The 21,903-nt window shown below is 74.8% G+C and carries 27 protein-coding genes; 19 read left to right on the top strand and 8 right to left on the bottom strand.

Going from position 1 to position 21,903, the window contains the following annotated elements; all coding sequences use genetic code 11:
* The first annotated feature begins 125 nt into the window (after window positions 1-125).
* Both HNR12_RS16160 and HNR12_RS16165 read left to right on the top strand, forming a co-directional pair.
* The gene (locus HNR12_RS16160; protein WP_179768261.1) at window positions 126-626 is read left to right on the top strand and encodes a hypothetical protein; all 501 of its coding nucleotides are present in this window, start codon (window positions 126-128) and stop codon (window positions 624-626) included.
* Window positions 627-800: 174 nt separating this feature from the next.
* A complete protein-coding gene (locus HNR12_RS16165) occupies window positions 801-1,277 on the top strand; it encodes a hypothetical protein (protein WP_308118428.1) in 477 nt (158 codons plus the stop codon).
* A 46-nt stretch (window positions 1,278-1,323) separates the two neighbouring features.
* Here the strand turns inward: HNR12_RS16165 and HNR12_RS16170 are convergent, their stop codons facing one another.
* Window positions 1,324-1,899, bottom strand: a complete 576-nt coding sequence (locus HNR12_RS16170) for a TetR/AcrR family transcriptional regulator (RefSeq protein ID WP_179768262.1) — start codon at window positions 1,897-1,899, stop codon at window positions 1,324-1,326.
* Window positions 1,900-1,989: 90 nt separating this feature from the next.
* Here HNR12_RS16170 and HNR12_RS16175 point away from each other — a divergent pair, with 90 nt between their 5' ends.
* From HNR12_RS16175 to HNR12_RS16200, 6 genes are all read left to right on the top strand, one after another.
* Window positions 1,990-2,832, top strand: a complete 843-nt coding sequence (locus tag HNR12_RS16175; protein ID WP_179768263.1) for an alpha/beta fold hydrolase — start codon at window positions 1,990-1,992, stop codon at window positions 2,830-2,832.
* Window positions 2,833-2,954: 122 nt separating this feature from the next.
* Window positions 2,955-3,428, top strand: a complete 474-nt coding sequence (locus HNR12_RS16180; protein WP_179768264.1) for a hypothetical protein — start codon at window positions 2,955-2,957, stop codon at window positions 3,426-3,428.
* Window positions 3,425-4,654, top strand: coding sequence for an NRAMP family divalent metal transporter (locus HNR12_RS16185; protein WP_179768265.1), 1,230 nt, complete (start codon window positions 3,425-3,427; stop codon window positions 4,652-4,654). Before HNR12_RS16180 ends, HNR12_RS16185 begins: the two co-directional genes overlap by 4 nt.
* A gap of 2 nt (window positions 4,655-4,656) precedes the next feature.
* Window positions 4,657-5,061 (top strand): hypothetical protein, encoded by a 405-nt coding sequence (locus tag HNR12_RS16190; RefSeq protein WP_179768266.1) that lies wholly within the window; start codon window positions 4,657-4,659, stop codon window positions 5,059-5,061.
* Complete coding sequence (locus HNR12_RS16195; RefSeq protein WP_179768267.1) at window positions 5,039-5,374, top strand: PRC-barrel domain-containing protein; 336 nt, start codon at window positions 5,039-5,041, stop codon at window positions 5,372-5,374. The genes HNR12_RS16190 and HNR12_RS16195 overlap by 23 nt, the downstream gene beginning before the upstream one ends.
* An 89-nt stretch (window positions 5,375-5,463) precedes the next feature.
* Window positions 5,464-5,958: a YciE/YciF ferroxidase family protein gene (locus HNR12_RS16200; RefSeq protein WP_179768268.1), complete on the top strand. Its 495-nt coding sequence runs from the start codon at window positions 5,464-5,466 to the stop codon at window positions 5,956-5,958.
* A gap of 99 nt (window positions 5,959-6,057) precedes the next feature.
* On the opposite strand, the gene HNR12_RS29550 is transcribed toward HNR12_RS16200, so the two are convergent.
* Entirely contained in the window at window positions 6,058-6,426 is a 369-nt protein-coding gene (locus HNR12_RS29550) for an alpha/beta hydrolase (protein ID WP_179768269.1), read from the bottom strand.
* A gap of 105 nt (window positions 6,427-6,531) precedes the next feature.
* Between HNR12_RS29550 and HNR12_RS16210 the strand changes: the two genes are divergently transcribed.
* From HNR12_RS16210 to HNR12_RS16240, 7 genes are all read left to right on the top strand, one after another.
* Window positions 6,532-7,179 (top strand): nucleoside/nucleotide kinase family protein, encoded by a 648-nt coding sequence (locus tag HNR12_RS16210; protein WP_179770656.1) that lies wholly within the window; start codon window positions 6,532-6,534, stop codon window positions 7,177-7,179.
* A gap of 41 nt (window positions 7,180-7,220) precedes the next feature.
* Window positions 7,221-7,562: a VOC family protein gene (locus HNR12_RS16215; protein ID WP_179768270.1), complete on the top strand. Its 342-nt coding sequence runs from the start codon at window positions 7,221-7,223 to the stop codon at window positions 7,560-7,562.
* 188 nt (window positions 7,563-7,750) lie between these two features.
* Window positions 7,751-9,046, top strand: coding sequence for a glycoside hydrolase family 6 protein (locus tag HNR12_RS16220; protein ID WP_179768271.1), 1,296 nt, complete (start codon window positions 7,751-7,753; stop codon window positions 9,044-9,046).
* A gap of 85 nt (window positions 9,047-9,131) precedes the next feature.
* On the top strand, window positions 9,132-9,833 hold the full coding sequence (locus HNR12_RS16225) for an alpha/beta fold hydrolase (RefSeq protein ID WP_179768272.1): 702 nt from the start codon (window positions 9,132-9,134) through the stop codon (window positions 9,831-9,833).
* Window positions 9,830-10,660, top strand: coding sequence for a TIGR03619 family F420-dependent LLM class oxidoreductase (locus HNR12_RS16230; protein ID WP_179768273.1), 831 nt, complete (start codon window positions 9,830-9,832; stop codon window positions 10,658-10,660). Before HNR12_RS16225 ends, HNR12_RS16230 begins: the two co-directional genes overlap by 4 nt.
* Before the next feature lie 104 nt (window positions 10,661-10,764).
* On the top strand, window positions 10,765-11,325 hold the full coding sequence (locus HNR12_RS16235; protein ID WP_179768274.1) for a TetR/AcrR family transcriptional regulator: 561 nt from the start codon (window positions 10,765-10,767) through the stop codon (window positions 11,323-11,325).
* Between the two features lie 42 nt (window positions 11,326-11,367).
* Entirely contained in the window at window positions 11,368-12,723 is a 1,356-nt protein-coding gene (locus tag HNR12_RS16240) for a cytochrome P450 (protein ID WP_179768275.1), read from the top strand.
* 16 nt (window positions 12,724-12,739) lie between these two features.
* On the opposite strand, the gene HNR12_RS16245 is transcribed toward HNR12_RS16240, so the two are convergent.
* Complete coding sequence (locus tag HNR12_RS16245) at window positions 12,740-13,717, bottom strand: bile acid:sodium symporter family protein (RefSeq protein ID WP_179768276.1); 978 nt, start codon at window positions 13,715-13,717, stop codon at window positions 12,740-12,742.
* A 69-nt stretch (window positions 13,718-13,786) separates the two neighbouring features.
* The gene (locus HNR12_RS16250) at window positions 13,787-14,689 is read right to left on the bottom strand and encodes a LysR family transcriptional regulator (protein ID WP_179768277.1); all 903 of its coding nucleotides are present in this window, start codon (window positions 14,687-14,689) and stop codon (window positions 13,787-13,789) included.
* A 72-nt stretch (window positions 14,690-14,761) separates the two neighbouring features.
* On the opposite strand from HNR12_RS16250, the gene HNR12_RS16255 reads away from it, so the two are divergent.
* Together HNR12_RS16255 and HNR12_RS16260 are read left to right on the top strand one after the other, a co-directional pair.
* Window positions 14,762-15,739, top strand: a complete 978-nt coding sequence (locus HNR12_RS16255) for a DMT family transporter (protein WP_179768278.1) — start codon at window positions 14,762-14,764, stop codon at window positions 15,737-15,739.
* Between the two features lie 91 nt (window positions 15,740-15,830).
* Complete coding sequence (locus HNR12_RS16260; protein ID WP_179768279.1) at window positions 15,831-16,127, top strand: hypothetical protein; 297 nt, start codon at window positions 15,831-15,833, stop codon at window positions 16,125-16,127.
* A gap of 27 nt (window positions 16,128-16,154) precedes the next feature.
* Here HNR12_RS16260 and HNR12_RS16265 read toward each other — a convergent pair whose 3' ends face one another.
* On the bottom strand, window positions 16,155-16,385 hold the full coding sequence (locus HNR12_RS16265; RefSeq protein ID WP_179768280.1) for a hypothetical protein: 231 nt from the start codon (window positions 16,383-16,385) through the stop codon (window positions 16,155-16,157).
* A gap of 107 nt (window positions 16,386-16,492) precedes the next feature.
* Window positions 16,493-17,443, bottom strand: coding sequence for a DUF389 domain-containing protein (locus tag HNR12_RS16270; RefSeq protein WP_179768281.1), 951 nt, complete (start codon window positions 17,441-17,443; stop codon window positions 16,493-16,495).
* Window positions 17,444-17,649: 206 nt separating this feature from the next.
* On the opposite strand from HNR12_RS16270, the gene HNR12_RS16275 reads away from it, so the two are divergent.
* A complete protein-coding gene (locus HNR12_RS16275; protein WP_179768282.1) occupies window positions 17,650-18,576 on the top strand; it encodes an AEC family transporter in 927 nt (308 codons plus the stop codon).
* Window positions 18,577-18,722: 146 nt separating this feature from the next.
* Here the strand turns inward: HNR12_RS16275 and HNR12_RS16280 are convergent, their stop codons facing one another.
* Complete coding sequence (locus tag HNR12_RS16280) at window positions 18,723-20,156, bottom strand: endo-1,4-beta-xylanase (protein ID WP_338119773.1); 1,434 nt, start codon at window positions 20,154-20,156, stop codon at window positions 18,723-18,725.
* A gap of 444 nt (window positions 20,157-20,600) precedes the next feature.
* Complete coding sequence (locus HNR12_RS16285; RefSeq protein ID WP_179768283.1) at window positions 20,601-20,957, bottom strand: VOC family protein; 357 nt, start codon at window positions 20,955-20,957, stop codon at window positions 20,601-20,603.
* Window positions 20,958-21,175: 218 nt separating this feature from the next.
* Here HNR12_RS16285 and HNR12_RS16290 point away from each other — a divergent pair, with 218 nt between their 5' ends.
* Window positions 21,176-21,823 carry a DUF1349 domain-containing protein gene (locus HNR12_RS16290; RefSeq protein WP_179768284.1) on the top strand — a complete coding sequence of 216 codons (648 nt, stop codon included), beginning with the start codon at window positions 21,176-21,178 and terminating at the stop codon, window positions 21,821-21,823.
* Window positions 21,824-21,903 lie beyond the last annotated feature (80 nt).

Raw genomic sequence — 21,903 nt, forward strand, 5'->3', positions numbered from 1 at the left:
CCCCGCCCCCACGCCGGGCCGCCACCGGCTCTTCTGGCCCGCGCCGCGGCGGTGCGGTACAGTCCGGCACCGTTCGGACGGCCCGCCGCGCGGGCCACCGCCCCCTGCCGACAGCACGCGTGGAAGTGAGGACCCAGACGAGGACCGCCCCCGAGGCCACCGGGCGCCCCAGGACCGTGGACGCCGCCTTCCTGCTGCTGCTGGCCGTGTTCGCCCTCGATGCCGTGACATGGGTGCTGGGCGTGTTCGTCATCGCCCCCACGGGACTGGACTCCATGCGCGAGGCGTCCGGCGAGGCGGGCGCGCTGCGCCAGGCCGCCGTCTCGGGCGCCTTCACGCTGGCGACCACGGCGCTGGGCGTGCTCGTGGCCGTCCTCGTGCGCCAGGGGCACGGCTGGGCCCGGCTGGTGGTCGTGGCCGCGGCCGCCCTCGTCGCGGCCCTGGACGTGCTCACCTTCTCCATGGACGGCCCGGCGGCGTTCACGGGTCTGTCGGCCTACGAACTGCTGCGCGACCTGGTGCCGGTGCTGCTGGGGGTGGGCGCCCTGGTCTGCCTGTTCCTGCCCGCGTCCAACGCCTACTTCGCCGACCGCGGGCGCGCCCGGCGGGGTCGCCCCCCGGCGTAGCCCCGGCGGCGCGGCTACATCGCGGGATGTAGCCGAAAGTGAGCGCCGGGGCGGAGGACCCGGCGGCCTTCGCGCGTCTACCGTCGCCGGGTCGGACATCCCCGGACCCGGAACGAGGCGTATGCACACGAGAGCACCCGCGGCCGCAACCGCCGAGCACCCCGAGCGCACCCCGTGACGGCGCGGCCGGAGCGCCCCGAGCGGCCCGGGCGGGCGCGGCGCCTGGGCCTGCCGCCGCTCGCGGTCCTCGGGCTGGCCGCGCTCGGACTGCCGCGCGCGGTGGCCCACGACCTCGACCTGGTCGGCCCCGCGGTGAACGCCGTCCTGGTGTTCGCGCCGCTCGCGGTGTGGATCGCGGCCGCCGTCCTGGCACGGGCCCCTCGCCCCCTGCTCACGCTCACCGCCGTGGGCGCGTGCTACGGGGTGCTGCTGGGCGCCGTGCACCTGCTGCTGTGGAGCCAGGGCTTCGACAGCGGTCCGCCGCGCCTGGGCGGCAACCTGGAGGGCGCGCTGCCGCCCGCGGCCGAGGCGGCGCTGCTGCGCGGCTTCGCGTTCGTCAGCAGCGCCGTGACGGGAACGGCCGTGGGCGCGGCCACGGGCGCGGTGGCCTGGCCGCTGACCCGCCTGGCCGCCCGGCGCCGCCCGCGCTGACCTCGGCGGAGCGCCCGCCCCGCCGCCCCGTCGCCCGGCCGGTGTGCTAGCGCGCCGGGCGGGCGCCCAGGGCGGCGTCGATCAGGGTCTCGGCGGCGGCGCGGGCGTCGGCCGCGGCGGTGCTGTCGCCGGAGATGGCGGCGGTGGTCTGGGCGCCCTCGGCGAGGATGGCCAACTGGGGGGCCAGGGACGGCGGGGCGCCGGTCTGGGCCACGAGGTCGGCGACGTAGCGCTGGAAGTCGGCCTTCTGCCGCCGCACCACCTCGGCGACCCGGGGCGAGACCCCGCCCAGTTCGCCGAAGGAGTTGATGAAGGCGCACCCGCGGAAGCCGTCCTGCTCGAACCACAGGCCCAGGAAGTCGTAGACGGCCAGGAGTTTGTCGCGCGGGGTGCGCGCGGCCTCGGCGGTCGAGGCGATCCCGGAGTCCCACTGCCGCGAGCGGAACCGCAGCACCTCGATGACCAGGTCGTCCTTTGCGGCGAACAGCGAGTACAGGCGTTTCAGCGACACCTTGGCCTCGGCCCGGACGGCGTCCATCCCCACGGCCTGGACGCCGTGGGCGTAGAACAGGCGGTCGGCCGCCTCGACCACCTGTTGGCGGAGGTGTGACTCATCGGCCACCGGCGTGCCCCTTGCCTAGAGAACGTTCGTTCTCTACTGTAGGCGACATACCGGAGAACGACCGTTCTCCACTGTCGCAGGGAGCGCGCCATGCCTTACATCACCGTCGGCCACGAGAACAGCGGCGCCGTCGAGCTGTACTACGAGGACCACGGGTCCGGGCAGCCCGTGGTGCTCATCCACGGCTACCCGCTCGACGGCTCCTCCTGGGAGCTGCAGGCCCGCGAGCTGATCGCCGCCGGCCGCCGCGTCATCACCTACGACCGCCGCGGGTTCGGCCGCTCCAGCAAGGCCGGCACCGGCTACGACTACGACACCTTCGCCGCCGACCTCAACACCGTCCTGGAGACCCTCGACCTCACCGACGCCGTCCTGGTCGGGTTCTCCATGGGCACCGGCGAACTGGCCCGCTACGTGAGCCGCTACGGCGCCGACCGGGTCGCCAAGCTGGCGTTCCTCGCCTCCCTGGAGCCCTACCTGGTGCGCGCCGACGACAACCCCACCGGCGTGCCCCAGGAGGTCTTCGACGGCATCGCCGCCGCCGCCAAGGCCGACCGCTACGCCTGGTACACCCAGTTCTTCCGGGACTTCTACAACCTCGACGACACCCTGGGCTCGCGCATCAGCCAGGAGGTGGTCGACGCCAACTGGAACACCGCGGTGTCCAGCGCGCCGGTGGCCGCCTACGCGGTCGTGCCCGCCTGGATCGAGGACTTCCGCCGCGACGTCGAGGCCGTGCGGGCCTCCGGGCGGCCCGCCCTGGTCCTGCACGGCACCGCCGACCGGATCCTGCCGATCGACGCCACCGGCCGCCCCTTCCACCGGGCGCTGCCGGAGGCGGAGTACGTGGAGGTCGAGGGCGCGCCGCACGGCCTGCTGTGGACCCACGCGACCGAGGTCAACGACGCCCTGGTCCCCTTCGTGACCCGCTGACGGCGCCGGCCGCGCCGATCGCGCCGTCGTGCCGGCCCGGGGACGCGGGGGCGCCCCGGGCCGGCACGGGGCCGCACGGAACCGCGGCGTTTGGCGGCCCCCGCCGCTGGTAGTGCGCTGACATGGGGGAATCGGCTGGCCGCGGCCGGCGGCGGAGGGCGGCCGCCGCGCTGGCGGCGGCGGTCCTGGCCGCCGGGTGCGTGCCGGGCCCGGCGCTGACCGTCGAGGGCTACCACCGGCACGTCGAGCAGAGCGCCACCGCGCTGCTGTCGGCGGTGCGCACCGGAACCCTGGTCGCGCGGCTCGCCGAGGACGACCGCGCCTTCAGCACCACCCTCGACACCGCCGTGAGCGGCGCCGAGGACGACGCCCGCTCCGTCGCCGACACCTTCGCCTCCCGCCAGCCGCCCACCCCCGGCGAGGACGCCGTGCGGGACCGGCTGACCGGGCTCGCCGAGAACGCGGGCGACGGCCTGGCCGACCTGCGGATCGCCCTGCGGCGCGGCGACGACGCGAGCGCGCGGCGGGCCGCCGGGGACCTCGCCGACACCGCTCAGAGCCTGGAGGCGGTCCTGGCCGCAGAGGCGAGGCGATGAAGCGCCTGTTCGCCTTCACCCTCGGCTTCCTCACCGCCATCGGCGGGTTCCTGGACGTCGGCGACCTCGTGGCCAACTCCCTGGTCGGCGCCCGCTTCGGGATGTCGCTGGCCTGGGTGGTGCCCGTGGGGGTGGTGGGCGCCGCCCTGTTCACCGAGATGTCGGCGCGGGTCTCGGCCATCAGCGGCCGGGCGACGTTCGACCTGGTGCGCGAGCGGATGGGCGCCCGCGCCGGACTGGCCAACCTGCTCGCCTCCTACACCATCACCCTGCTCACCCTCGCCGCGGAGATCGGCGGCGTCGCGCTGGCCCTGGAGATCGCCAGCAGCGTGCACTACCTGCTGTGGGTGCCCGTCGTGCTGGCGCTGGTGTGGATCGTGCTGTGGCGGCTGCCGTTCCAGGCGATGGAGCAGACCTACGGCCTGCTGGGCCTGGCCCTGATCGCGTTCGCCGTGGCCCTGTGGCAGCTGGGCCCCGACTGGGGCGCCCTCCTGGACGGCGCGCTGCGCCCCGCACCGCCGCCCGGCGAGGACCGGCCGACCTGGTGGTACTACGCCATCGCCGTGTTCGGCGCCGCCATGACCCCTTACACCGTGCTGTTCTTCTCCTCCAGCGGCGTGGAGGAGGGCTGGACCGCCAAGGACCTCGGCCAGGCGCGGGTGAACGTCTTCGTCGGCTTCCCGCTGGGCGGCCTGCTCGCGCTGGCGGTCATGGCCTGCGCGGCGGTGGTCTTCATGCCGGCCGCGATCCAGGTGGAGCACCTGTCGCAGGTGGCCCTGCCGGTGGCCGCGGGGCTGGGGCGGATCGGGCTGGCCGTGGTGATCGTCGGGCTCTTCGCGGCGACGTTCGGCGCCGCGCTGGAGGCCGCGCTCGCCGCCGGCTACAGCGTCGCGCAGTACTTCGGCTGGGCGTGGGGCAAGACCCGCGCACCGGTGAGCGCGCCCCGGTTCCACTCCGCGGTGCTGCTGACCCTGCTGCTGGGCACCGCCCTGATCCTCACCTCGCTGGACCCGGTCAAGGTCACCGAGTACAGCATCGTGCTCTCGGCCGCCGCGCTGCCTTTGACCTACCTGCCCATCCTCATCGTCGCCAACGACCGCGACTACCTCGGCGAGCACGTGAACTCCCGGTTCACCAACGTCCTGGCCACCGGCTACCTGGCACTGGTGCTGGTGGTCTCGGCGGTGACCCTTCCGCTGATGATCTACACGAAGGCGGGCCAGTAGCCATGCCGGATACCACCGTGGAGGTCCTGCGCCTGGGCTACGCGGCGCTGGACCGCCAGATCTACGACAGCGACGACCGCCCTGTGGGCAAGGTCGACGACATCGAACTGTCCTGGGGCGAGGCCGACCCCGTGCCGCGCGTGTCGGCGGTGCTGACCGACACCGCCGCGCTGGGCCCGCGCCTGTCGGGCCAGCTGGGCCGGGCGTGGGCGGCGTTCATGCGCCGGATGAGCACCGGCCCCGCCGAGCCGGTGCGGATCCCCATCGGCTCGGTGGTGGAGTTCCGCCCGGCCACGCGCCTGTCCATGCGTGCGCCCGCGCACGTGTGGGCGGCCGAGGACTGGCTGCGGGCGCACGTCATCGGACGCATCCCGGGGGCCGGCCGTGCCGACGATCCTGGTCAGTGACCTGCTGGGCCGCGAGGTCCGCGACAGCCGCGGCACCTTCCTCGGCCGCGTCCAGGACGTGGTCGTGCGCCGCACCGCCGACGGCGGCTACCAGGCGGTCGGCCTGGTCACCGGCCGCAGCTCGGTGGCCGGCCGGTGGGGCTACGGCGGCTCGCTGGACCCGCCGCCGCTGCTGGGCGCCCTGCTGCGGTGGCTGCGCCGCCACGAGCGCTACCTGCGGTGGGACCACATCGGCGAACTGGGCGAGACGGTGCGCGTCAGCGTGCCCGGCGACCGGCTGGGGCGGCGGTGGAGCGACGTCGACCCCGCCTGACCCGCCGCCGCCCGGCGGCGGGTGTGCGAGGTCGCGGGGCTGGGTAGCGGCGGCGGGGACCGGACAAACACCGCTACGGAGAGGGCGCCATGCGTTTGAAGGAGCCCAAGGACCTGTTCCTTTTCGAGCTGTCGGCCATCTACACCGGCGAGAAGGCCATCGCCGAGATGCTCAAGGACGTGGCCGGCGACGTCGACAACGACAACCTCGCCAAGATGCTGAAGGCCCACCAGCGCGAGACCAAGGACCAGGCCAAGATGCTGGAGTCCTGTTTCCAGCACCTCGGGGAGTCGCCGATGGACGTCCCGTGCGGCGTGATCGACGCCCTGCGCGCGGAGTACCGGGAGTTCGTGTCGCAGAAGCCGTCGCCGCAGGTGCTGACCATGTTCGCGCTGGGAGGGGCGCTCAAGGTCGAGCACTTCGAGATCGCCACCTACCGGGGCCTGGTCGACAAGGCGATGATGATGGGCGACACCGAGCTGGCGCAGAACCTCAAGACGATCCTGAACCAGGAGGAGGAGACCGCCGGCAAGCTGGAGCGCTTCGCCAACGAACTGGACCACAAGGTCCTCGTCCCGGCCTGACGGATCCGCCGTCCGGCCCGTACCCGCGTCCGGCCCCGGGCGCGGGTACGGCTTGTCCGGCCGGGACCGCGCGGCCGGAGGGCCCCGGCCGCGCGCGGGTCAGGCCGCCAGCCCCCGGATGGTCGCCACGATCTCGTCGCGCGCCCGGCGCCCCTCGGGGATGCGGTAGAGCGGGTAGGCGTGCAGCTGGTCGGGCGCCTCGTGGAAGTCGACCTCGACACCGGACTCGCGGGCGAGGCGCGCGAAGCGGCGGGCGTCGGCGTTGAGGGTGTCGCGGGTGCCGCTGTAGAGCGACACCGGCGGCAGCCCGGCGAGCTTGCCGTTGATGGGGCTGACCGCGGGGTCGTCCAGCGGCAGGTGGTGCGCCCAGACGCGGCCGGCGAACCGCAGCGCGGGGCGCGACAGCTCGGGGTCGCCCTCCGGCCCCGAGCCGACCGCGGCCCCGACCCCGGCGGCGGGGTCGGCCACGGGGTCGGGCGGCGCCGACTGACCCCCGGCGCCGCCGAACCGGGCGCGCGGCGGGAGTCCGCCGGTCCCCGCACGGCCTAGAGTGGCGCCATGCTGGAGGAGGCCATGCTGGAGGACCTGGCCGCGGCCGCCCGGAGGATGGCCGCGCGGGCCGCGCCGCGGGCGTTCCTGGGCCTGGCCGGGGCGCCCGGCGCGGGGAAGTCGGCGCTGGCGCGCCATCTGGTGGCCGAGGTGCGCGCCGCGCGGGGCGAGGACGCCGCCGCCTACCTGCCCATGGACGGGTTCCACCTGTCCAACGCGCAACTGGACCGGCTCGGCCGGCGGGACCGCAAGGGCGCGCCCGACACCTTCGACGTGTGGGGCTACCTCGCCCTGCTGCGCCGGCTGCGCGCCGCCGAGGACGCGCCGGTCTACGTGCCCGACTTCGACCGGACCCTGGACGAGCCGGTCGCCGCCCGCCAGGTGGTGGCCCCCGGCGCGCGGCTCGTCGTGACCGAGGGCAACTACCTCGCCGACGACGCCCCGCTCTGGCGCGAGGTGCGCGGGCTGCTCACCGAGGTCTGGTACGTCGAGGCGCCCGACCGGGTGCGGGAGGAGCGCCTGGTGGCCCGCCAGCTCGCGGGCGGCCGCGACCCGGCCGCCGCCCGCGCCTGGGTGGAGGGCAGCGACCGCGCCAACGGCGAACTGGTGAAGGCGAGCCGCGCCAACTGCGACCGGATTGTGCGCGTGGCCCACGACGACCGGCTGGGGTGAGGGCGCGCCGCCTGTCGCACCCCCTGCCTAGGATCGCGGACATGGCACTGGACCTGTTCGCGTGCATCGCCGTCAGCGACTACCCCGCCGCGCTGGAATGGTACGAACGCCTGCTGGGCACGCCGCCCACCTACGTCGCGAGCGACACCGAGGCCGTCTGGGAGCTGGCCGAGCACCGGTCGCTGGCCGTGGAGCACCGGCCCGAGCACGCCGGGCACGCGCTGACCACCGTGTTCGTCGACGACCTCGACTCCCTGGTGGCGGGGATCGCCGCGCGCGGCGTGGCGCCCGCCAACCGCGAGACCTACGCCAACGGGGTCCGCAAGGTCACCTACCGCGATCCCGACGGCAACGAGATCGGCTTCGGCGGGGCGCCGCTGTAGGCGGCGCGGGCGCCGGCCGCCCCGTCCGCGCGGCGGTGGGGCGGCCCGCGCTCCGGGCCGCTCCACCGCCTTTACAGCGCGCAGGCTTCTTGTTACCTTCCGAGACACGACAATGGGAGCGCTCCCAACCTCATCGGCGCTTCCGTCATCCCCCACGGGGCGAGCCCTACGACCGTAAGGAGTCGTGCATGTCCCGCAGACCGCTGCGCTCCCTGCTGAGCGCCGGAATCCTGGCCGCCGCCGCGCTGGCGGCGGCACCCGCCCCCGCGTCGGCCGCGGAGTCGGCGTTCTACGTCAACCCCGACACCGCGGCCGCCCGGTGGGTCCGCGACAACCCCAACGACCCGCGCGCCGACGTGATCGCCAACCGCATCGCCGACGTCCCGCAGGGCACCTGGTTCACCCAGTACAACCCCGGCGAGGTGCGCGGCGAGGTGGACGCCCTGGTCGGCGCCGCCGAGGCCGCGGGCAAGATCCCCATCCTCGTCGTCTACAACATCCCCAACCGCGACTGCAGCAACCACAGCGGCGGCGGCGCGCCCAGCCACGCCGCCTACCGCGACTGGGTCGACGAGGTCGCCGCCGGCCTTGAGGGCCGCCCGGCGACCGTCGTCCTGGAGCCCGACGTGCTGTCCCTGATGAGCAACTGCATGGACCAGGCGGCGCAGAACGAGGTCATGGCGTCGATGGCCTACGCGGGCAAGGCGCTGATGGCGGGCTCCGACCAGGCGCGGGTGTACTTCGACGCCGGGCACTCCGGCTGGCACTCCCCCGGAACGATCGCCGCGCGGCTCAACGGCGCGGACATCGCCGACAGCGCGCACGGGATCTCGACCAACGTGTCCAACTACAACTGGACCGCCGACGAGGTGCGCTACGCCGAGCAGGTGATCGCCGCCACCGGCCACAGCGGTCTGCGCGCGGTGGTCGACACCAGCCGCAACGGCAATGGCCCCGCCGGGTCGGAGTGGTGCGACCCGGCCGGACGCGCCATCGGCACGCCGAGCACCACCGAGACCGGCAACTCCCGGATCGACGCGTTCCTGTGGGTCAAGCTGCCGGGCGAGGCCGACGGGTGCATCGCGGGCGCCGGGCAGTTCGTGCCGCAGCGGGCCTACGACCTCGCGATGGCCGCGCCGCCCGAGGACCCGGGTTCCGATCCGGACCCCGATCCCGACCCCCAGCCCGAGGGCGACTGCACCGCCGATTACCGGGTCACCAACCAGTGGTCCGGCGGGTTCCAGGCCGCGGTCACCGTCACCGCCGGCACCGACCTCGACGGCTGGGCGGTCACCCTGGAGTTCCCCGGGGACCAGCGCGTCAACCAGGTCTGGAACGGCACGGCCGAGGGCGGCGGCTCCCGGGTCGTGGTGACCGACGCCGGATACAACGGCGGCCTCGACGCCGGCGAGACCGCCGAGTTCGGGTTCACCGGCACCGGCAGCGCCGCCGGCGAACCCGCCGTCACCTGCGCGGCCCGCTGACCGCGCGGCGGGGCGGGGCGGGCCCCCGCCCCGCCCCCGCGCGGGGCTTGACCTTCACACCGGTGTACGGCTTTAGCGTCGCGCCATGACCACGACATCGCAGTCCGCCGCCCTGGCGACCACCGTGCTCGGCAGCGGGCCCGCCCTGCTGCTCGCGCACGGCGCGGGCGGCGGCATCCAGGCCAACTACGGCGCGGCCATGGCCGAGTGGGCGCGCCGCCACACCGTCATCGGGCCCGACTACCCCGGGGCCGGGGCCACCCCCCGCTCGGCCGCGCCGCTGGAACTGGACGACCTGGCCGACCGCCTCGTCGACTCGGCCGTGCGGGCCGGGGCGGAGCGGTTCGCGCTGCACGGCTACTCGCTGGGCAGCGCGGTCGCGGTGCGCGCCGCCGTGCGCCACCCCGAGCGGGTCACGGCGCTCGTGCTCGCGGCCGGGTTCGCCCGCGCCGAGCCCGGCTTCCGCGCGCTGCTCTCCGCCTGGCACGCCGAGGCGCGGGCCGCCGGCCCGGCCGCCGACCCTCCCGGCACCGCCGACCACGTCGACCTGTGCCTGCGCGTGGACACCCGCGCGGACCTGCCGCGCGTCGCGGTGCCCACACTGGTGATCGCGACCACCCAGGACGACCTGGTGGCCCCCTCCCACTCGGCCGTGCTCGCCGAAGGCATCCCCCACGCCCGCCGCGCCGACCTCGCCTCGGGCCACCTGATCTGGGAGGACGCCCCGCGCGAGTGGGCGCGGCTGGTCGCCGGCTTCCTCGCCGAGCACCCGGGGGAGGCGGCATGAGCGCCGCAGGCCCCGCGCTGTACGCGGTGCTGCCCGCCGAGCACGCCGACCTCGACCCGCGCACCGTGGTGGACCTCGCCCGGCGCGCCGAGGACCTGGGCTACGGGGCGGTCTGGCTGCCCGACCACCCCCTGCCGCCGGCCGGGTACAGCGACACCTACGGCGGGGTGTTCGAGCCCCTGGTGCTGCTGACCGCCATAGCCGGGGCCACGCGCTCGGTGCGGCTGGGGACCTCGGTGCTGATCCTGCCGCTGCGCGACCCGTTCCTGCTGGCCAAGCAGGCGGCGACGCTGGAGCGCCTGGCGCCGGGCCGCCTGGTGCTGGGCGTGGGCGCCGGCTGGGAGGAGGCCGAGTTCACCGCGCTGGGCGTGGACTTCGCCGACCGCGGCGGGCGCACCGACGAGGCGCTGGCGCTGATCCGGCACCTGCACACGGTGGGGCGGGGCCCGTTCGAGGGGCCGCGCTTCGGGTTCGAGACGGGGGTGTTCGCACCGGCGCCCACCGCTCCGGTACCGCTGCTGGTGGGCGGGATCTCGGCCGCCGCGCTGCGCCGGGCGGCCCGCCACGGCGACGTCTGGCAGGCCGTTCCGGGCATCACGGCCGAGCGCTTCGGCGCGCTGGCGGCCGCGCTCCGCGAGCGCGCCGCCGGCCGCCCGATCGAGACGGGCGCCCGCCTGTCCCTGCCCGCCGGCCGCGATCCCCGCGACGCGGCCGAGGAGATCGCGGCCCTCGGCGCGGCGGGCGCCGACCACGTCTCCGTCTGGTTCGGCTCCCCCGACGGCTACGCCGACCGCATGGCGGCCCTGGTCCGGGCCGTCGGCCGCTGAGCCCGGCGCACCCCTCCGCGCGCGTCCGCCGGCCCCCGCCCGGCCGACGCCTCCGGGCGGCCGGGCGGCCTGCGGGCCGCCGGCCGGCTGGCAAGGTGGATCCCATGGTGATTGCGCGCAGGGTGCGAGTGGCCGACGCGGCCGTCGAGGTGATCGCGGACGAGGGGCTGCGCGGGCTGACGCACCGCGCCGTGGACGCCCGCGCCGGGCTGCCCGAGGGCAGCGCCAGCAGCTGCTTCCGCACCCGCCTGGCGCTGCTGCGGGCGGTGCTGGACCGGGTGGTGGAACTGGACGAGGCGGCGCTGGCCGGGCTGGAGTTCCCGCCGGGCGACGCCGCCGCCGTCGCCGACGCGCTCACCGGCTTCCTGGAGTACTCCCTGGGCCCCGGGCGGGCGCGCACCCGCGCCCGGCTGGAGCTGTACCTCGACGCGGCCCGCCGCCCCGGCCTGCGCGAACCCCTCGCCGCGGCCAACGCCCGGTTCCTCGACCGCGCCGCGTCTGGCCTGGCCGCCGCCGGGGTCGCCGACCCGCGCGGCGCGGCGCGGCTGCTGCTGGCCCAGCTCGACGGACTGCTCTACGACGCCCTGGCCCGGCCGTTCGCACCGGCCGACCGGGCGTGGCTGCGCAGGGCGGTCGGCGCGGCCGTCCGATCGCTACAGGTGTAGCATGCTGCTCGACTACAGCTGTAGCGAGCGGAGGAGGCGGCCATGCTCCGGCAGGGCGCGGCGATCGCGGAGTTGGCGCGGCACGGCTACGACGGACTGCTCACGCTGTACCGCCGGCACGGCCCGGTGTTCACGCTGGGCGCGGGGCGGCACGGCTACGTCTACCTGCTGGGCCCCGAGGCCAACCGGTTCGTCTTCGCCAACACCGCGCTGTTTCGCACGCGCGAGGCGTTTGAGGCGCTGGTGCCGGTCGACGGCCCCACCTCGCTCATCGTCAGCGAGGGCGCCGACCACCGGCGCCGCCGTGCCCTGGTCCGGCCCGCGCTGCACCACCGGCGGGTCGAGGGGTACGTGCGGACCATGGCCGAGAGCGCTGACGCCGCCATCGACGCCTGGCGCCCCGGCGACCGGATCGACGCCTACCAGGTGTTCCGCGCCGCGATCCGCCGCGGCACCGTGCGCGCCCTGTTCGGCCCGCGCCTGGCGGCCGACGCCGACTTCCTCGGCGACCGCCTGCAGCCCATGCTCGACGTCATCGACCGCATGCCCCAGGCGCTGCGCGCCCACCGGGTGCTGCGCACCCCGGCCTGGCGGCGCGCCATGGCGGCCCGGCGCGCGGCCGACGAACGGCTCTACGCCGAGATCGCGCGGCTGCGCGGCGAGGCCCGCGGCGGCACGGACCCGCACGCGGTCGCGCCCGGTGACGGGGAGGGGGACGGCGACGGGGGCGGGGCGCGCGGCGGGCACATCCTCGCCGACCTGGTGCGCGCCCGCTCCGCGGACGGCGCCGGCCTCTCCGACGCCGAGATCCGCGACCAGGCCATGACCCTCATCGCCGCCGGCTACGAGACCACCAGCGCCGCGCTGGCCTGGACCCTCCACCGCCTGCTGACCACCGAGGGCGCGTGGCGGCGCGCCCGCGCCGAGGCGGAGCGGGCCGGCCCGCCCACGGCGGAGTCCCTGGGCCGCGTGCCCTACATCGCGGGCGCGGTCAACGAGGCGCTGCGCCTGCACCCGCCGGCCGCCATCAGCGCCCGGCACACGGCCGCCCCGTTCACCTTCGCCGGCCACCGCGTTCCAGAGGGGGCGACCGTGGTCTACAGCCCCTACGTCACCCACCGCCTCCCCGAGGCGTGGCCCGACCCGCTGCGCTTCGCCCCCGACCGCTGGGCCGAGGGCTTCCGCCCGGCGCCCGAGCACTTCTGCCCCTTCGGCGGCGGCGCCCACCGCTGCGTCGGCTCGGCGATGGCCACGACCGAACTCGTCGTCACGACCATGCGCGTCGTCGCCCGGGCCACCCTCACCCCCGAGACCCGCGAGGTCCGCCCCCGCGGCCTGACCACCATGCGCCCCGCCGGCGGCCTCCCCGTCCGCGTCACCTCGGTCCGCCCCGGGTGAGGCGGCGCCGCCGGGGTCAGGACGCGGTGGGCTTCTCCGCGGATTCGGGGGGGTTGGGCGGGGCGGGGTCGGTGGGGCGGCGGGACCAGACGCCTGCCACGAGGGCTCCGGCGATGTTGTGCCAGACCGAGAACAGGGCGGCGGGCAGGGCGGCCAGCGGGGTGAAGTGGGTGGTGGCCAGGGCGGCGGCGAGGCCGGAGTTCTGCATGCCGACCTCGACGCTGATCGCGCGGCGGGCCGACTCCGGGAGGCGGACGGCCCAGGCCGCGAGGTAGCCCAGGGTCAGGCCGGCGGCGTTGTGCAGCACCACCGCCAGCACCACCAGCGCGCCCGTGCTCAGCAGGGCGTCGGCGTTGGCGCCCACCACCGCCGCGACCACCACGACGATGCCGCCGACCGACACCAGCGGCAGCAGCGGCAGCACGCGCTCGACCAGCCGGGCGAACAGCAGGCGCACCACCAGGCCGAGGACCACCGGCACCAGCACCACCTGGAGGATCGACGTCAGCAGCCCGGCGGCGTCCACCGGCAGGGTCGAGCCGGCCAGCAGCAGCACCAGCAGCGGTGTCAGCAGCGGGGCGAGCAGGGTGGAGACCGAGGTCATGGCCACCGACAGCGCGACGTCGCCGCGCGCCAGGTAGACGATGACGTTGGAGGCGGTGCCGCCAGGCGCCGAGCCCACCAGCACCATGCCCACCACCAGCTCGGGCGGCAGCTGCAGCGCCATGGCCAGCCCCCACCCGGTCAGCGGCATCACCACGAACTGGGCGAGCACCCCGACCAGGGCGGCCTGCGGCCGGGTGGCCACGATCTTGAAGTCGGCCGGACGCAGGGTCAGGCCCATCCCGAACATGATGACGCCCAGCAGCGGGTTGACCCAGGTGACCAGCTGCGCGGTCTGGTCGGCCGCGAGCAGCCCCACGACCGCGCTGGCCAGGACCAGCACTCCGAACCAGCGGCCCACGAACCCCGCGAGGGTGACCAGGAAAGCCATGCGCTCCATTCCAGCAGGTGGCGGCCGAGCCCGACGCACCGGGGCGGCCCCGCCGGGGGTCGGGGCATGTCAGGCGGGGTCGGCCGAGGCGTCGCGCAGGGCCCGCAGCACGGCGGTGAGGGCGGGCCGGCGGGCGGAGTCCTGGTGCCAGAAGGCGAACACCTGCCGGGTCAGCGCGGGCTGCACCGGCACCAGCCGCACGCCCTCGGGCACCGGGCCCAGGCCCAGCCGGGGCATGACGGCCGCGCCCAGCCCCGCGGCGATCATGGTGAGCTTGGTCTGGTGCTCCTCGACGGTGTGGGCGATCACGGGTTCGGCGCCGCGCGCCCGCAGCATGCCGTGCAGCCAGTCGTCGCAGATGGAGCCGCCGCGCCAGCTGATCCAGGGCTCGTTGAGGACCTCGTCGAGGTCGAGGATCTCGCGGTGGGCCAGCGGGTGGTCGACCGGCAGCGCGATGTCGGCGACGTCGACCATGATCGGCGCCTTGACCATCGTGGTGGGCAGCTTGACCGGGGCGCCCTCCCAGTCGACCTCCAGGCCGAGGTCGCACTCGCCGCGGGAGACGGCGGTGACGGCGTTGAAGGGCTCGGTCTCGTTCAGCTCCACGCGCAGCCGGGGGTGGCTGTGGGCGAGCAGCCCGATGGCCGGGACGACCAGGCCGCGCGCGCCGGTGGCGAAGGCGGCGATGCGCACCGTGCCGATGACCTCGCTGCGGTGCTCCTCAAGCGCGGCCTCGGCCCGCTGCACCAGCGAGAGGATCTGGCCGGTGTGCTCGACCAGGATGTGGGCGGCGTCGGTGAGCCGCACCCCGCGGCCGTTGCGCTCGACCAGGGCCTGGCCGACCTCGCGCTCCAGTTTGGCGAGCTGCTGGGAGACGGCGGAGTTGGTGACGTGCAGGGACTCGGCGGCGGCGTTGAGGGAGCCGTTCACGGCGATGGCGTGCAGGACCCGCATCCGCTCGACACTCAGCATGAAGCGATACTAATCCACAGGTTAAGCAGAATGAAGTGGACCTAAGACCGAGGTGGGCGATATGCCTGTTCCATGAGCGCCCTCCCCTCCGACAGCCGACCGCCCGTGCCCACCGCACCGGCGGCCCCGGCGTCCGCGGCGGCCCCGCGCCCGCGCCGCGCCGTCGACTGGCGGCTGAAGTTCCTGCTCCTGGCCCTGGTCTGGGGTTCCAGCTTCATGTTCATCGGCATCGCCGCGCAGGTGCTGGTGCCCGTCCACATCACGCTGGGCCGCATGGTCACCGGCCTGCTGCCGCTGGCCGCCGTGCTGCTGGTGCGCCGCGGCCGCCTGCCGCGCGGGGCGCGCACCTGGTTCCACCTGTCGGTCACCGCGTTCCTGCTCAACGTGGTGCCGTTCACCCTCTTCGGCTACGCCGGGCAGCTCATCCCCTCGGCCCTGTCGGGTATCTGCAACGCCGCCACCCCGCTCTTCGCGCTTCTGTTCTCCCTGCTGCTGCTCTCCGACGAGCGGCCCACCCGCGCCCGCCTGGCCGGGCTGGGGCTCGGCTTCCTCGGCGTGCTGGTCGTCTTCGGCGTGTGGACGGGCCTGGCGGGGGCCGGCCCGGTCGGCATGCTGCTGGCCGTGGGCGCCGCCGTCTGCTACGGGATCGGCACCCCCTACCTGCGCCGCTTCCTGTCGGGTACCGGGCACAGCCCGCTGGAGCTGTCCACCGCGCAGCTGATCACGGGCACCGTGCAGATCGGGATCGCCGCCGCGCTGTTCACCGACGCCCCCGCCGCCCTGCCGCTGCCGGTTGTGGCCGCCGTCGCGGTCCTGGGGGCGCTGGGCACCGGGTTCGCCTACGTGCTGCAGTACGCGGTCATCCGCGAGGCCGGCGCCACCGTCGCCACCACGGTCACCTACCTGGCGCCGGTGGTGGCGATCGGGCTGGGGGTGCTGCTGCTGGGCGAGGACCTCGCGTGGAACGAGCCCGTGGGCGCCCTGATCATCATCGCGGGGGCGGCGCTGGCCCAGTACCGGCCGCGGCGGCCGGCCCCGGTCGGCGGCTGATCCGCGTCCCGCCCCCGCGGCGCGGAACGCGGGGGCGGGCGCGGGCCGGGGCGCACTGGCGCGCGCGCCCGCGGGGCGGGACCATGCTTGCGTGAAGCAGATCCGATCCGGCGGGGTCCTGGTCGCCTTCGAGGGCGGACCGCTCGACGCGCGGACCTACCGCGTGGACGAGGCGCCCGACGCCGTCGTCGTCATCGAGCGCTCCGACGAGCCCGACACGGTGCCCGGCGAGCACCCGGCCGACCGCGTCCTGCGGCTGGCGTCGGCGCAGCCCGCCCTGCACCGCTACCGCCGCACCGGCACCCGCGAGGGGGTGCGCCGGTACGGCTACGGCGGCGAGGTCGAGCGGGCCGACGCCGGGCTGCTGTTCGTGCCGCACCACCGCTGACGGGTCGCGCGGCGGATTCGAAGCGCCTCAGCCGTTCTCGCGCTGCAGGCGCTCCACCAGCATCCTCTTGCCCTGCTCGCCCGCCTTCTTGTTGTTCTCCTGGATGCGGCGCAGCCAGTCGGCGAGCTCCTGGTCGCCCTCGCGCTCGGCGTCCTGGATGAAGGTCTCCAGCCGCCACACGTTCTCCAGCGACTGGTGGACGGCCCACACCAGGTTGTAGTTCTTGTCCTTCAGCGGGCTGCTCGGGGTATCGGCCATGATCACACCTTCCGAACGGTCGCTTGCGCGTCACTTCGTAGCGCCACCGCTTCCCCACTCGCCGCCGAACATGCCCCGTGACCGGCCACGGGCTGCGTTCCGGCTGGTCACCTGCTGCTCAGCGACCGGCCCGGCGCGCCCTTGCGGCGGTCGCGACCGGTGCGCACGGCCAGCACGAGCGTCGCCGCGACCATGATGCCGACGAGGTTGATCACCAGCTGCTCCAGCGACTCCACCGCCCGCTGCCACTCCGCGAGCGTCACCGCGACCACGGCGTAGGCGGCCGCCGGCACCGTGGTGACCGAGATGAACACGCCCACCAGCGCCGCCGACTTCGCCGACACCAGGCTGAGCATGCCCGCCGCGCCCGCCAGCAGCGCCACGATCAGCGAGAACGGTCCGACGTCGTAGATGAAGTCGACCTGGCTGCCGTCGGCGAACCCCGGCGGCGAGAACGACACCAGCCCCGACAGCTCCAGCAGCAGCACGAACACCGCCGTGATCGCCATGGCCAGCGTGAACCCGACGGCCGTGGTGACCGTGGACTGGCGCACGAGGTCCCAGCGCCGCCCCACGATCCCGACCCCGAAGGCGGCCAGCGGACCGAAGTCGGGCGCCACGGCCATGGCGCCGACCACGGTCACCGGGGAGTTGGTGACCACGCCGACGGCGGAGATCATCAGGCCCAGCGTGAGGAACGTCAGGTAGACCCAGTTGAGGTGGGATTCGTCGTCGGCCCGGGAGATCAGCTCGTCCCACACCACGGCCTCGTCGCCGTGGCCGGGCGCCTTGGCGCGCGCGACGTCGGCGGAGTCCGACAGGGTGGTCTCCAGCGCCTCCAGGGTGATGGCGCCCCGCCGGTCGATCTCCAGGTCGGCCAGGTCGCTGAGCACGGAGTCGACGCACTCGCGGGCGAGGTCGGCCTCGACCGAGTCGCCCCGGGGCCGCACCGCCGCGTCGCGGAACACCACGACGTGGGCGACTCCGACCTGCCGCTCCAGCACGGCGAGGACGTCGTCCGTGCGGTCCCGCGGCGTGATCACCCTCAGGTGCAGCAACTCCCGCGCCTTTCCGTGTGGTTTGTGGGATACCACCCTAGAGCCGGAACGGCGGTGCTTTCGGCCGGTCGCGGCGCCCCCGTCCCGAGTCGGCCACCTCCGGGCGGAGCGCCGGGAGCACCGGGTGTGACGTGCGCCGTGGCACGGCGGCGCGATCACGGCTAGCCTCAACGCGTTCTTTGGCCGGATATCTGGAGGGCCGCCCCTTGTCCGGGGTCATCGTCGGTTTCGGGGTGATCGCGAGCATCGTCGCCGTCGGCTACATCCTGGGCCGCCTGGACGTGCTCGGCCGCAACGGCCGCGAGGTGCTCAGCCGGCTGTCCTTCTACGTCGCCACGCCCGCGCTGCTCTTCGACATCCTCTCCACCGCCGACCTGTCGGTCCTGGTTTCGGCGCCGCTGCTGGTCAGCGCGCTGAGCATGCTGGTGGTGGCCGCGCTGTTCGTCGCCGTCGGCCTGCTGCGCCGCTGGGGCGTGGCCCGCACCACCATGGGCGCGCTGTGCGCCTCCTACGTCAACGCCGGCAACCTGGGAATCCCCATCTCGGCCTACGTGCTGGGCGACGCGTCGCTGGTGGCGCCCGTCCTGCTGTTCCAGCTGCTGGTGCTCGGGCCGATCGGCTTGACGGTGCTCGACGTCAACCGCAGCGAGCCGGGCGGCCGCACCGGCCCGCTGCGCATCCTCACCACCCCGCTGCGCAACCCCGTGGTGATCGGCTGCCTGGCGGGCGTCGCGGTCGCCGCGAGCGGGTGGAGCCCGCCCGAGCCGTTCATGGAGCCGTTCGAACTGGTCGGCTCGATCTCGGTGCCCGCCGTGCTGCTGGCCTTCGGTATCTCGCTGCACGGCAGCCCGCTGCCGTTCCGCGGCCCGGAGAAGGCCGCGGTGGGCCTGGCCGTGCTGCTCAAGTGCCTGGTGCAGCCGGCGGCGGCCTGGGCCGTGGGCGTCTTCGCGTTCGGCCTGTCGGGCGCCGAGCTGTTCGCCGTGGTGGTGCTCGCCGCGCTGCCCACCGCGCAGAACATGTACACCTACTCGCTGCGCTACGGCGCCGCCGAGACCATGACGCGCGAGATCGTGCTGCTGTCGACCCTGCTCACACTGCCGGTCCTGGTGGGGATCGCCTTCCTGCTGGGCTGAGGCCGGGCGGTGGGCGGGCCCCGCACGGGGGCGCCCCCTCCGCCGGTACGGGGAGGGGGGCGCCGGACGCCGGGCCGGCCGAGCTGGGGGATGCCGGTCGGCCGGACCGGCGGGCCGCGCCGCCTCGGCGGGCGCGGCGGGGCGGGTCAGGAGACGGAGCACTCCTGGCCGTTGAGGGAGAAGGACGTCGGCTCGTTGTTGGTGCCGGTGTGGGAGCCGTTGAAGCCCAGGCTGACCGTGCCGCCCGCCGCGACCGTGCCGTTCCAGGCCGCGTTGGAGACCGTGACGGTGGAGCCCGACTGCGTCCACTGGCCCGACCACCCGCTGGTCACCCGCTGGCCGTTGGGGAAGTCGAACTCCAGCTCCCAGGCGTTCAGCGGCGAGGTGCCGTTGTTGGTGAAGGACACCGACGCCGTGAACCCGGAGTTCCACTGGTTGGCCACGTTGTAGGTGACGGCGCAGGGGCCCGGCGGCGGGTCGGTGGGTCCGCCGCCGTCGCCGCCCAGGGCGGTGTGCACGGCGTCGTAGGCGGGTTTGGCCTGGTAGCTGCTGTTGTACAGCAGCGGCGCGCCGTAGCCCTGGAAGACGTCGGGCACCCAGGAGTACTGGTCGGAGACGCCCCACACGGTCACGGCCACGCAGCCGTCGACCGCCAGGCAGGCGTTCATGACCGTGGTGTAGTCGCGTGCCTGCTGCTGCAGCTCGCTCTGGTCGGCCGGCATCTGGATGCGCACGTCCAGCTCGGTGATGGCCACCTTCAGGCCGAGGTCGGCGAAGCGCTGGATGTTCTGCTGGATGCCGCTGGGCAGCTGGCCGTTGATGAGGTGGCCCTGGATGCCGATGCCGTCGAGCGGCACGCCCTGGGCCAGCAGGTCCTGGGCCAGCTCGTAGTAGGCGTTGCTCTTGGCGTTGATGCCCTCGATGTTGTAGTCGTTGAGCCACAGCTCGGCGTTGGGGTCGGCCTCGGCGGTCATGCGCAGCGCGTCGGCCACGAAGCCCGCCCCGAGGGTGTTGTAGAACACCGACGGCCGCCACGACCCGTCCTCAAGGAAGATCTCGTTGGCGACGTCCCAGTAGGCGATCTCGCCGCGGTAGCGCCCGGCGACCGCGTCGATGTGGTCGTTCATGACAGTGCGCAGCTCGGCCTGGCTCCAGCTCCGGTCGGACACCCACGACGGCAGCTGGCTGTGCCACACCAGGGTGTGCCCGCGCACCTTCATGTTGTTGGCCTGGGCGAAGTCCATGAACTGGTCGGCCTGGCCGAACTGGAAGTTGCCGCGCGAGGGCTCGGTGGTGTCCCACTTCATCTCGTTCTCGGGCGTGGCGGCGTTGAACTCGCGGGCCGCGATGGCGCGGTACTGGCTGTCGTTGTTCAGGTGGTTGACGGCCAGGGCGGCGCCGATCTCGAAGCCCTGCTCGGCCGCGTGGACGCGGAGCGGGGAGTCGGCGTTGGCGGCCGGTGCGGGGGCCAGCACCGCGGCGCCGGCGACGGCCGCGAGCGCCGCTCCCAGCAGCCGCCGGGCCAGGCGGCCGCCGGGACGGGGCGCGGTGCCGCGCCTCCCGCGTCGTTCTGCTCTCACTGCTGCACCTCCGGGTGCGGTCGGCGGAAAGTGAAGTGGGAGCGCTCCCCGCTCATGAGCGTGATGAACGTAACACCGGGCGCAGCGGCTCGTGAAGAAGAAATTACGGACGAACGGCTCGGTTTTCGTACGTGAGACCGGCACCAGGCATTTCACGCTTGGTGATCACGGAATTCGAAACTATCGGAGCGGAAGGGCGGGTATACGTCGAACCGAAAATCCGGGAAATCGCCGACCCTTAACGGAGAACAGGGCGTGCGCACCGACCGCTCCAGCCCGGCGGGAGAGCCGCACGGCATGGAAGTTCGATAGTTTCGAACGCGTTTCGAATGCCTATCGGTGGTTCCGGAACACCAAAACGTCGGGAAAAAGAAGTCCGATACGCACAGCGGGGGCACCGCCCCACCGGAGGGCGCCCCCGCGGTACCCGCGGACGCGGTGCGCCTACTCGCCGTGGACCAGGCAGAAGGGGTGGCCGGCGGGGTCGGTGTAGACCCGGAACGCGGTGTCGCTGTGCACGTGCTTGGCGCCCAGCGCCAGGGTCCGCCGCTCGGCCTCCTCGATGTCGTCGACCCGGACGTCGAGGTGGAGCTGCTGGGGGTGGGCGGGGTCGGGCCACTGCGGCGGCACGTGGTCGGGGGCGTACTGGAAGCTCACCCGGGTGCCGCCGCCCGGCTCGCCGATGTCGATCCAGTCGTCCTCCTCGCTGAGGATCGGCAGGCCGAGGAGTTCGGAGTAGAAGCGGGCCAACGTCCCGATGTCCGCCGCGTCGAGTACCACCGCCGCCAGGCGTCCGACCATCGCGCGCTCATCCCCTCTCGTGCGGGCGGTGCCGGTCACCGCCACTGGCCGCCATGCTGCCCAGCGGGCGGCGCCGCCACACCTCTCCGCGCGCCCGGGCCGGACGCGCTGCGCGACCGGCCGGTTGCGGACAGGTCGTTGCCCTTGGCGGGTGCGTCCGTTAGCGTCCGGGGGCCGGGAGCGCTCCCAGCCGCTCCCCCGTCCGCCGAGGAGCCGCCGTGGCCGACGCCATCGACCTGCCCGCCTTCCCCGCGCCGCTGCGCACCCTGAACGCGCCCGTCCACGTCCAGGCCGTCGGCGACGACTCCCTCGTCCTCGGCGCCGCCGGGTCCACCGACCTGTTCACCGACCCCGACGGCAGCGCCCGGTTCGCCAACGCGCCCGCGCTCGTGGGGCCCGTCGAGGGCGACTTCACCCTCAGCGCCCGCGTGCACGCCGACCTCGCCGCCGCCTACGACGCGGCGGTGCTGCTGGTCTACGCCGGCCCCGACGCCTGGGCCAAGTTCTGCCTGGAGCTGTCGCCGCAGGGCCGGCCCACCGTGGTGTCGGTGGTGACCCGCGGGGTCTCCGACGACTGCAACTCGGTGACCGTCGACCCCGGCTCCGACTCCGTGCGCCTGCGCGTCAGCCGCCTGGGCCCCGCCTACGCCTTCCATCTCCGCGTGGGCCAGGGCCCCTGGGACCTGGTGCGCTACTTCGCGCTGGCCGGCGAGGCCGAGGCGGGCTTCTCGGCGCAGAGCCCCACGGGCCCCGGCTGCACGGCGCGCTTCTCCGAGATCTCCTACTCGCCCACCCGCCTCGCCGACATCCGCGACGGCGGCTTGCCGCCCGCCTCCGCCCGCATAGCGCCCGAACGGCCCGGGTAGCGGCCCCCGCGACAGGGACAACGACACCGGTCCGCGGGCGCCTCGGCCCGGCCGCCGCGCGCACGCCGCCGCGGCCGGCC

It is taken from the genome of Streptomonospora nanhaiensis (genome assembly GCF_013410565.1).
Lineage (GTDB): Bacteria > Actinomycetota > Actinomycetes > Streptosporangiales > Streptosporangiaceae > Streptomonospora > Streptomonospora nanhaiensis.

What these genes read in the sequence shown, in the direction of transcription:
- HNR12_RS16215 (WP_179768270.1), top strand. Translation starts at nt 7,221, where the DNA reads ATGGCACTGGACCTGTTCGCGTGCATCGCCGTCAGCGACTACCCCGCC.
- HNR12_RS16230 (WP_179768273.1), top strand. Translation starts at nt 9,830, where the DNA reads ATGAGCGCCGCAGGCCCCGCGCTGTACGCGGTGCTGCCCGCCGAGCAC.
- HNR12_RS16285 (WP_179768283.1), bottom strand. Translation starts at nt 20,957, where the DNA reads ATGGTCGGACGCCTGGCGGCGGTGGTACTCGACGCGGCGGACATCGGG.
- HNR12_RS16190 (WP_179768266.1), top strand. Translation starts at nt 4,657, where the DNA reads ATGCCGGATACCACCGTGGAGGTCCTGCGCCTGGGCTACGCGGCGCTG.
- HNR12_RS16220 (WP_179768271.1), top strand. Translation starts at nt 7,751, where the DNA reads ATGTCCCGCAGACCGCTGCGCTCCCTGCTGAGCGCCGGAATCCTGGCC.
- HNR12_RS16210 (WP_179770656.1), top strand. Translation starts at nt 6,532, where the DNA reads ATGCTGGAGGACCTGGCCGCGGCCGCCCGGAGGATGGCCGCGCGGGCC.
- HNR12_RS16225 (WP_179768272.1), top strand. Translation starts at nt 9,132, where the DNA reads ATGACCACGACATCGCAGTCCGCCGCCCTGGCGACCACCGTGCTCGGC.
- HNR12_RS16175 (WP_179768263.1), top strand. Translation starts at nt 1,990, where the DNA reads ATGCCTTACATCACCGTCGGCCACGAGAACAGCGGCGCCGTCGAGCTG.
- HNR12_RS16235 (WP_179768274.1), top strand. Translation starts at nt 10,765, where the DNA reads ATGGTGATTGCGCGCAGGGTGCGAGTGGCCGACGCGGCCGTCGAGGTG.
- HNR12_RS16200 (WP_179768268.1), top strand. Translation starts at nt 5,464, where the DNA reads ATGCGTTTGAAGGAGCCCAAGGACCTGTTCCTTTTCGAGCTGTCGGCC.
- HNR12_RS16265 (WP_179768280.1), bottom strand. Translation starts at nt 16,385, where the DNA reads ATGGCCGATACCCCGAGCAGCCCGCTGAAGGACAAGAACTACAACCTG.
- HNR12_RS16250 (WP_179768277.1), bottom strand. Translation starts at nt 14,689, where the DNA reads ATGCTGAGTGTCGAGCGGATGCGGGTCCTGCACGCCATCGCCGTGAAC.
- HNR12_RS16240 (WP_179768275.1), top strand. Translation starts at nt 11,368, where the DNA reads ATGCTCCGGCAGGGCGCGGCGATCGCGGAGTTGGCGCGGCACGGCTAC.
- HNR12_RS16255 (WP_179768278.1), top strand. Translation starts at nt 14,762, where the DNA reads ATGAGCGCCCTCCCCTCCGACAGCCGACCGCCCGTGCCCACCGCACCG.
- HNR12_RS16180 (WP_179768264.1), top strand. Translation starts at nt 2,955, where the DNA reads ATGGGGGAATCGGCTGGCCGCGGCCGGCGGCGGAGGGCGGCCGCCGCG.
- HNR12_RS16185 (WP_179768265.1), top strand. Translation starts at nt 3,425, where the DNA reads ATGAAGCGCCTGTTCGCCTTCACCCTCGGCTTCCTCACCGCCATCGGC.
- HNR12_RS16245 (WP_179768276.1), bottom strand. Translation starts at nt 13,717, where the DNA reads ATGGCTTTCCTGGTCACCCTCGCGGGGTTCGTGGGCCGCTGGTTCGGA.